Below are 779 nucleotides of genomic sequence, written 5' to 3' on the forward strand. Positions count from 1 at the left end.
TCTTCGAAGCTAACCGCAGCTTCGTTCCAGGCTTGCTTCGCAACCTTGCGCGCCCCCTTGAACTGGCGCCCCTTGGCGCGAAGCGCACTCTGAAACTCGCGCTCCTTCTCCCGCACCACCGCCGCGAGCTTCTCGTAAAGCTCGTCGTCACTGAGATGCAGGAAGATCGGCGGGCGCACCAGCGTCAGCGAAGCTGCTTCCGGCATCCCGCCCTTCGGGTCGAATAGCCCCTCGGGTCGCTTGAACGTGCGCGTCTCACCGAATCGCCAGTCCGCGGTCGTGAACCCCTCCCAGCTCCGACTCCACTTCACCAGGCCCGACTTGACCGGGTTCGTGATGGTGTAGACGAGGTCCATGAAGGACTCGTCGTCGTTCGGCCGCCGGGTGTCGCAGGCTGGCGCACCGGACCAGAACGTCTCGAAGCGCCCTCCACGCAGACGGTTGACGCCGCGGGCGATGAGGCTGTTGAACAGCTGCTTCCAGGCGATGAGCTCCCCGCGCGGGTCGGTGACGTCGATGTGGTAGTGGTTCGACATCATGATGCCCGCGTGGACCTGCACGCCGTGCTTGTTGGCGGTGTAGGCCAGGCAGTAGCCGATGAGATTGACGAGCTCCTCGGCGTTGTGGTCGGGAGCGAGGAACATTCGTCGCTCGAGGCACCGCCTGGTGACCTTGTAGCTGCTGTGAGGATGGATCGGCCGCGCGCGAACTCGCGCATGTGAGCGTGATTGCCCGTGAGCTCGGTTCTTGGCTCGGCGGGCGGCGCTGGCTTGCTTCTG

General features: G+C 64.8%; 1 protein-coding gene. It reads right to left on the reverse strand.

Annotation, left to right across the window (positions count from 1 at the left end; translation table 11 throughout):
- On the reverse strand, positions 1 to 644 hold a 644-nt coding region (locus tag ENSA7_RS41020; protein ID WP_504823604.1), incomplete at its 3' end, for a transposase.
- Positions 645 to 779: the final 135 nt, after the last annotated feature.

It is taken from the genome of Enhygromyxa salina (assembly GCF_002994635.1).
GTDB classification, from domain to species: Bacteria; Myxococcota_A; Polyangia; order Nannocystales; family Nannocystaceae; genus Plesiocystis; species Plesiocystis salina_B.